This is a genomic window from Cupriavidus sp. 05T313, from assembly GCF_056396665.1.
Genome location: NZ_JBFTLX010000169.1, coordinates 43,929 through 51,796 on the forward strand (window position 1 = coordinate 43,929; position 7,868 = coordinate 51,796).

General features: G+C 65.4%; 9 protein-coding genes. 1 reads left to right on the plus strand and 8 read right to left on the minus strand.

All coding sequences use genetic code 11. The features are described 5' to 3' along the window. Window positions 1-8: 8 nt before the first annotated feature. Complete coding sequence (gene rfbD / locus AC1DKD_RS28680; protein ID WP_477111277.1) at window positions 9-926, minus strand: dTDP-4-dehydrorhamnose reductase; 918 nt, start codon at window positions 924-926, stop codon at window positions 9-11. After that, on the minus strand, window positions 916-1,980 hold the full coding sequence (gene rfbB, locus AC1DKD_RS28685; protein WP_477111300.1) for a dTDP-glucose 4,6-dehydratase: 1,065 nt from the start codon (window positions 1,978-1,980) through the stop codon (window positions 916-918). Before rfbB ends, rfbD begins: the two co-directional genes overlap by 11 nt. A gap of 245 nt (window positions 1,981-2,225) precedes the next feature. Here rfbB and AC1DKD_RS28690 point away from each other — a divergent pair, with 245 nt between their 5' ends. Further along, window positions 2,226-3,068: a symmetrical bis(5'-nucleosyl)-tetraphosphatase gene (locus tag AC1DKD_RS28690; protein WP_477143991.1), complete on the plus strand. Its 843-nt coding sequence runs from the start codon at window positions 2,226-2,228 to the stop codon at window positions 3,066-3,068. A 24-nt stretch (window positions 3,069-3,092) separates the two neighbouring features. Here AC1DKD_RS28690 and AC1DKD_RS28695 read toward each other — a convergent pair whose 3' ends face one another. The 6 genes from AC1DKD_RS28695 to AC1DKD_RS28720 form a co-directional block, all read right to left on the minus strand. Continuing rightward, window positions 3,093-3,941: a lysophospholipid acyltransferase family protein gene (locus tag AC1DKD_RS28695; RefSeq protein WP_477111279.1), complete on the minus strand. Its 849-nt coding sequence runs from the start codon at window positions 3,939-3,941 to the stop codon at window positions 3,093-3,095. 64 nt (window positions 3,942-4,005) lie between these two features. Continuing rightward, window positions 4,006-5,280, minus strand: a complete 1,275-nt coding sequence (locus tag AC1DKD_RS28700) for a dihydroorotase (protein WP_035863798.1) — start codon at window positions 5,278-5,280, stop codon at window positions 4,006-4,008. Between the two features lie 86 nt (window positions 5,281-5,366). Further along, window positions 5,367-6,338, minus strand: a complete 972-nt coding sequence (locus AC1DKD_RS28705) for an aspartate carbamoyltransferase catalytic subunit (protein ID WP_477143989.1) — start codon at window positions 6,336-6,338, stop codon at window positions 5,367-5,369. A 101-nt stretch (window positions 6,339-6,439) separates the two neighbouring features. Next, window positions 6,440-6,967, minus strand: a complete 528-nt coding sequence (gene pyrR, locus AC1DKD_RS28710; RefSeq protein WP_441624969.1) for a bifunctional pyr operon transcriptional regulator/uracil phosphoribosyltransferase PyrR — start codon at window positions 6,965-6,967, stop codon at window positions 6,440-6,442. Continuing rightward, on the minus strand, window positions 6,964-7,401 hold the full coding sequence (ruvX, locus tag AC1DKD_RS28715) for a Holliday junction resolvase RuvX (protein ID WP_441624971.1): 438 nt from the start codon (window positions 7,399-7,401) through the stop codon (window positions 6,964-6,966). Before ruvX ends, pyrR begins: the two co-directional genes overlap by 4 nt. After that, the coding region (locus AC1DKD_RS28720) for a YqgE/AlgH family protein (RefSeq protein ID WP_477143990.1) at window positions 7,394-7,868 on the minus strand (475 nt) is incomplete at its 5' end. The genes AC1DKD_RS28720 and ruvX, both read right to left, overlap by 8 nt.

Sequence of the window (7,868 nt, forward strand, 5' to 3'; positions counted from 1 at the left end):
TGCTGAGATCAGGAAAGGATCTGGTCGAGCAGGAAATGTATTCCCTGCTGCCAATCCGGAAGATGGATGTCGAAGGTTTCGCGCAGCTTGCTCGTATCAAGACGCGAATTGGCGGGCCGAGGAGCTGGTAGTGGATACTCGCTAGCCGGAATCGGCACAATGCTCTCGGGATCCGCCTTTAATGCTACGCCCTTGGACGCCGTATAGCGCAACACTTCAGTAGCATAGGCGTGCCAGGTGGTCTCGCCGCAGGCCGCCAGGTGATAGATGCCGGCCGGGAAGGCGGCGCGATCGCCCGCCAGCCAGTGGCGGGCGATGATCTGCGCGGTCACGTCGGCAATCAGCGCTGCCGTGGTCGGCGCGCCGAACTGGTCGGCAATCACACGCAGGCTATCGCGCTCGCGGCCCAGCTTGAGCATGGTCTTGGCGAAGTTGCCGCCATGGGCGCCCGCCACCCAGCAGGTGCGGAGCACCAACGCAGTGGCACCGGACGCTGCGATAGCCTGCTCGCCGGCCAGCTTGCTCTTGCCGTAGATGGATTGCGGGTCGACCGCATCCAGTTCGACATAGGGGCCCGCCTTGCGGCCATCGAACACGTAGTCGGTGGAATAGTGCACCAGCAAGCTGCCAAGCGCCTTTGCCTCCTCGGCCAGCACGCCGGCCGCGACGCCATTGACAGCAAACGCGGCGTCGGCGTCCGTCTCGGCCTTGTCCACCGCGGTATAGGCGGCAGGATTGACGATCACATCGGGCCGGTACTGCCGAATCAGCTGGCGTAGCGTGTCCGGACGCGAGAGATCGCAAGCGGCACGATCCAGTGCGATCACATTGCCAAGCGGCGCAAGGCTCCGGCGGAGTTCGAATCCGACCTGGCCGTTGCTTCCTGTTACAAGAAGGGTAGGAATATTTTGCGCCTTATGCGGCATATTGTTTTGCCACCCAGTTCCGGTATTCACCGGACATCACATCTTGCACCCAGCCCTGATTGTCCAGATACCACTGCACGGTCTTGCGCATGCCGGTCTCAAAAGTCTCGACTGGCTTCCAGCCAAGCTCGCGCTCCAGTTTGCGCGCATCAATGGCGTAGCGGCGGTCATGACCAGGACGGTCCTTGACGAAGGTGATCTGATCCCGGTAGGAACCGGCCGCCTTCGGGCGCAGTTCGTCGAGCAGGTCGCAAAGGGTGTGGACCACGTCGAGATTGGTCTTCTCGTTCCAGCCGCCCACGTTGTACGTCTCGCCCAAGCGGCCTCGCGCCAGCACTTCGCGGATGGCAGCGCAGTGGTCGCCCACATACAGCCAGTCGCGCACGTTCAGGCCATCGCCATAAACCGGCAAGGGCTTGCCGCCGAGCGCATTGGCGATGATCAACGGGATCAACTTTTCGGGGAAATGATAGGGCCCGTAGTTGTTGGAGCAATTCGTGGTGAGAACCGGCAAGCCATACGTGTGGTGGTAGGCCCGTACCAGATGGTCGGATGCAGCCTTCGATGCCGAATAGGGGCTGTTGGGCGCGTAGGCCGTGGTCTCGGAGAATTGCGGATCGCCGGCTTCGAGGGAACCGAAGACCTCGTCGGTGGAGACGTGCAGGAAGCGGAAGGATGCCCTGGCTTCGTCATCGAGCGCGCTCCAGTAGGCGCGCACGGCTTCGAGCAGGGTGAAGGTGCCGACAATATTGGTCTGGATGAACTCGCCGGGACCATGGATGGAGCGGTCGACATGGCTCTCGGCGGCAAAATGCACCACGGCACGGGGCTTGTAGGTCGTCAGCAACTGGTCGAGCGCGGCGCGGTCGCAGATATCCGTCTGCGAGAATACATGGCGAGCGTCGCCATCCAGCGAGGCAAGCGTCTTGCGGTTGCCTGCGTAGGTGAGCTTGTCGACATTGACAATGCCGTCGGTAGCCCCGGTGCCGAACCAGTTCAGAACAAAGTTGGCACCGATGAACCCCGCACCGCCCGTAACAAGAATATGAGACAAAAGTTGTGCTCCCTGCCTATCGATATATTTCGAGGACCCGACCAATGCCGAGCGCCCGCCTTGGTCCATTGTGGGGACGGCGGGATCTTAAGTACCTGCAGAAGTGGCGGTATTCTATCCGACCGGGGGCAGGGCCTTACCCGGAACAGGCATCTTTTTGTAGCCTGTTGTAACGTCCCATCGAAAATTTCCGCACAATGTTGCCAATTCGGATCAGTTTACATGTGTGATCATTCAGGCAATTTATTTTTGTGAACAATACGCATTATTTTGCTGTAGGCGACCTCCAGGGTTGCGCGGGTTCGCTTGACGAACTCCTTTTTCAGCGCTTGCCGGCCGACAGCCAGCTCCGCTTCGTAGGCGACCTGGTCAACCGCGGCCCGGCCTCGGCGCGCACGCTGCGCCTGGTCCGTCAGCTTGGCGAGCGCGCCGAATCCGTGCTCGGCAATCATGATATCCACCTGCTGGCCGTGGCCGCCGGTGTACGCAAGCGCGGCCGCAGCGACACCCTGGATGACATTCTTGAAGCCCCGGATTGCGATGAATTGCTCACATGGCTAAGGCACCGCCCATTGGCCATCCGTGAAAACGGTTTCCTACTTGTGCACGCCGGCGTACTGCCGCAGTGGACGGCCGAGCAGACCATGGAGCTGGCGTCCGAAGTGGAGCAAGCGCTGCGCGGTCCCAACTGGAAGGCTTTCCTGGCCGACATCTTCGGGAACGCGGCAGTTCGATGGGATGCAGGCCTGCGCGGCATCGAACGTCACCGCGTCGTGGTCAATGCCCTCACCCGCCTGCGCTTCTGCAGCGCGGAAGGGGTGATGGACCTGAAGAGCAAGGAAGGTCCCGGCGGCACGCCCAGGGGCCATATGCCCTGGTTCGACGTCCCCGGCCGCCTGACCGAAGACACCACCGTGGTTTGCGGACACTGGTCCACGCTTGGGCTGGTGATGCGCCCCAACCTCATGGCGCTGGACACGGGCTGCGTCTGGGGCGGCAAGCTCACGGCGGCGCGGCTGGCGACGGATCCGGCGCAGCGCTCGCTGATCCAGGTGGACTGCCCGCAATACTGCGATCCGCTCGCCTAAGCCAGCGGCCAGGCACGGGCTGGCTTACGGCGTGGCAGCCGGCTCGGGTGAACCCGCCCCCGCACCCACTTCACCGAAGGCACGTTTGTTGCCAGCGCCGCCATTGACCTGCCCCGCCAGCTCGGCGGCATGTTGTTGCGCACCCTGACTCAGGTGGGTTACCACTTCCCGGGCGGCCTCGGCCAGCTCGCGCCGGCTGGCGCTGGTGGCGGTCAGGGCTGGCGCGAAGCACAGCCTGGCGATGATCGGCGGCGCCCGCAAGATGGCGTCAAGTGTCTGCAGCAGGGTCAGGTCGCCGATATATGCCGGTGCGGTGGTCGGCTGGCCGGTCGCGGCATCCAGGTAGGCCAACCCGACCGGCTGCACGGGCAGCCCACCCGAGATCGGCGCCTGCATCAGGTTGGCGTGGAAGGGCAGCACGCTGGCGCCATCCGTGGTCGTCCCCTCGGGAAACACGCAAACCAGGTCGCCCTGCAGCATCACGTCGGTAATCGCATGCAGTACGCGGTGCGCATCGCGCTTGCGCGCACGTTCGATAAAGATGGTGCCGGTCTGCGCGCACAGCCAGCCGATCACGGGCCAGTCGCGGATCTCCGATTTGGCCACGAAGCGCACGGGCTGCCAGCTGTTGATGACGTAGATGTCCAGCCACGAAATGTGGTTGCAAACCACCATGGCGCCATGCGGCGGCGCCTGCCCAGGCTGCAGCCCCTGCACCTCGACCGTGATCCCGCAGATCCCCAGCAGCCGGCGCGACCAGCGCCGGATATGCCACTGGCGCGACTCGACACCCAGCCACGGGAACAGCACGGCGCAGGTGACCAGGCCGCGCAGCAGGTGCAGGATCAAAGCGGTTTTCCGTAGCCAGATCATGCAATCCCCGCCGGCGGGCCTGCGTGAATCGTCTTGCCCGTGTCCACTCGGCCCGGCATGACGCTCAGTGCAGTTCGTAGACGACGTGGCCGCCGACCAGCGTGGCACGCACGCGGCCGCGCATCTCGTAGCCCAGCCACGGCGAATTCTTGCCCTGGCTCTTGAGAGCGCGCCGCTCGACCTTCCACTCCTGCTCGGGATGGAAGATGCAGATATCGGCAGCGCTGCCCGCGCTCAGCGTGCCGGCCGCCAGGCCCAGCACGCGGGCCGGTTCGGCGGTGATGCGGGCCAGCGCCTTGGACAGCGGGACCTTGTGTTCCTCGGCCCAGCGCAGCGTCAGTGGCAGCAGCAGCTCCAGCCCGGTGGCGCCGGGGGAGGCCTCGGCGAAGGGCAGCAGTTTTTCATCGTCGTCCACCGGGGTGTGGTCCGAGCACAGGGCGTCGATGGTGCCGTCGGCAAGACCTGCCACGATGGCGTCGCGATCACGCGCGCTGCGCAGCGGCGGCGAGAAGCGCATCTGCGAGTTGAAGTAGCCGATATCCATGTCGGTCAGCGACACGTGATGGATGTTGACGTCGCAACTCACCGCGAGGCCTTCGCGCTTGGCCTGGCGCACCAGTTCGATGCCGGCGGCCGAGGACAGCCGGCACAGGTGCACGCGCGCGCCACTGCTGCGCATCAGCTCGAAGATGGTGTGCAGGCGCACTGTCTCGGCAATCACCGACATGCCGGACAGGCCCAGGCGCGATGCCACCGCGCCGCTGGCGGCCACGCCGCCCCCGAGGTAGGGATCTTCCGGGCGCAGCCATACCGTGAAGCCGAAGGTCTGCGCGTACTGCAGCGCGCGCAGCAGCACCTGGGTATTCCGGATCGGCGCCTCGGCCTGCGAGAAGCCGATGCAGCCGGCCTCGGTCAGTTGCGACATCTCGGTCAGCGTCTCGCCCTTCAGGCCCAGCGTCAGCGCGCCCAGCGGGTAGACGTGGGTCTGGTTGAGCGTGCGGGCGCGGTACTTGAGCATTTCGACCAGGCCRGGCTCGTCSAGCACSGGGTCGGTRTCGGGCGGGCAGACCAGGCTGGTCACGCCGCCGGCGGTGGCKGCCGCCACTTCGGATTCCAGCGTGGCCTTGTATTCATAGCCGGGCTCGCGCAGGCGCGCGGAGAGGTCGACCAAGCCGGGGCAGACGATCAGCCCGGTCGCGTCGATGGTCTTGTTGGCATGGAAATCCGCCGGCGCGCTGCCCACGCCGACGACCTTGCCGGCGGCGATGTAAAGGTCTTGCTGCGCATCGACGTTCGCGGCCGGGTCGATCAGGCGGCCGCCCTTGATGTGGATCTTCATATCGTGTCGCTTGCTTGGCTTGTATTCGGTTGTTCTGGCTTGCCTGGACCTTGTCGGCCGGGCGCTCGCTATCAGTCGCGGCGATATCAGTCGTGGTTTCCGGCCACGATGCCCATCACGGCCATGCGTACCGCAATGCCGAAGGTCACCTGATTGAGAATCACGGATTGCGGGCCGTCCGCCACGGCGGAGTCGATCTCCACGCCGCGGTTCATCGGGCCCGGGTGCATCACGATGGCGTCGGGCTTCGCCCGCGCCAGGCGCTCCGGCGTCAGGCCGTAGGCCTTGAAGTACTCCTGCGCCGACGGCAGCAGCGCCCCGCTCATGCGCTCGTTCTGCAGGCGCAGCATGATCACCACGTCCACGCCCTTGAGCCCCTCTTCCATATTGTGGAAGACGCGCACACCCATCTGCTCCAGCCCCGAGGGCAGCAGCGTGCGCGGGCCGATGGCGCGCACTTCAGGCACGCCCAGCGTGGTCAGCGCATGGATGTCGGAGCGCGCCACGCGGGAGTGCAGGATGTCTCCCACGATCGCGACCGTCAGGTTGGTGAAGTCCTTCTTGTAATGGCGGATGGTGTACATGTCGRGCAGCCCCTGCGTGGGGTGCGCGTGACGGCCGTCGCCGGCGTTGATGACATGCACATGCGGCGCGACATGCTCGGCGATCAGGTAGGGTGCGCCGGAACTGGCGTGGCGCACCACGAACATGTCGGCCGACATCGCCGACAGGTTGTTGATGGTGTCGAGCAGCGATTCGCCCTTGCTGGTGGACGAGGCGTTGATGTTCAGGTTCAGCACGTCCGCCGATAGCCGCTTGGCGGCGATCTCGAAGGTGGTGCGGGTGCGTGTGGAGTTCTCGAAGAACAGGTTGAACACGCTTTTGCCGCGCAACAGCGGCACCTTCTTCACATCGCGGTCCGAGTCGGACAGCGAGACGAACTGGCTGGCAGTGTCGAGGATGTGCGCGACCATCTCGCGCGACAAGCCCTCGATCGAAAGCAAATGCTTGAGCTCGCCGTTCTTGGTCAGTTGCGGGTTGCGGAACGTCTTGATCATGGCAGGTAGAAAGGGCCGGGCGGTGGCGATTGACTGGTCTGGAGCGTGCGTTTCTGGCGCCCCGTTACCGGGGCGCCGGGCGCGTGTCTGGCTGGGCAGGCTTAGTTGCCGGTGGCCTCGTTGGCAAAGGCAAAGCGCATGTCCGCGCCGGTACCCTCGTGCGACAGGACCAGCGTGGTCCCGGGCGGCAGGTCGACGTGCGCGGCGACGAAATCGGCGGCCGCCGGCAGCTCGCGCCCGCCGCGATCGACCAGTACCGCCAGCGCCACGCGCGCGGGGCGGCCATAGTCGAACAATTCGTTGACGGCGGCGCGGATGGTGCGGCCGGTGGCCAGCACATCGTCGATCAGCAGGATCTTGCGGTCCTGCACGTCGAAGGGCAGCGTGGTCGGCTGGGCCTGGCTATGCAGGCCCTTCTTGGCATAGTCGTCGCGGTGGAAGGCGACGTTGATGACGCCGTGGGCCGCCAGTTGCAGGTCCGCGGCGAGCCGCTCGGCAATCCAGGCGCCGCCGGAGTAGATGCCGGCTACCGACCATTGCGCGCGTTCGGCGGCGGGCAGCGCGGCCTGCACCTGGTCACGCAGCGCATGGTAGAGCGCCTCGGCGTCGGGAGAGGAAGTCTGGGTCATAGCGGATGCTGGTCGAAGTACTGTTGCAGGATGATGCTGGCGGCTTCGGCGTCGAGCGCGCCCTTGCGGGCGCCGGCCATCTCGGCGGCGATCGACGTGTAGCGCTCGTCCACCCACTCCACCGGCAGCCCGAAGCGGCCGTGCAGCTGATTGCCAAAGCGGCGCGCGAGCCGCATCGATGGCTGCTCGGTGCCGTCCGGGTTGACCGGCATGCCCACCACCAGTTGCACCGGCGCCCATTCCTTGACGAGCGCGGTCACGGCCTCGAAGCGGCCTTCCACGGTGATGTTGGGGATGATGACAAGCGCACGGGCCTCGCGCGTGACAAAGTTGCCAAGCGCGACGCCGATCTTTTTTTCGCCGTAATCGAATGCCAGGACGGTGCCGTCGGTGGGCAGCGGGCGCGGCGCTGGCGCCGCCCCCGCCTCAGGCATGCCCGGCCTCGCCCGAGAGCATGGTGAAATCGATGCCCAGCAGGCGGATGGCGGCGGCAAAGCGTTCCTCGGGCGGCACGCTGAAGATGATTTCGGGATCGGCCTGGACAGTCAGCCAGCCGTTGCGGCTGAGTTCTTCCTCGAGCTGCCCYGCGCCCCAGCCGGCATAGCCGAGCGTGAGCAGGAAGCGGTGCGGGCCGCTGCCGTTGGYCACGGCCTCCAGCACGTCCTTTGAGGTGGTCATCTCCAGTCCGCCCGGCACGGCCAGGGACGAGACGTAGATGCCGACCGGATCGTGCAGCACGAAGCCCCGCTCGGTCTGCACCGGCCCGCCGAAGTAGACGGGCTGCTGCGCCACCGGCTGGATCTCCAGCTTGAGGTCGATCTTGTCGAACAAGGTGGCCATATCGATATCGATAGGCCGATTGATCACCAGGCCCAGCGCGCCGCGGTCATTGTGCTCGCAC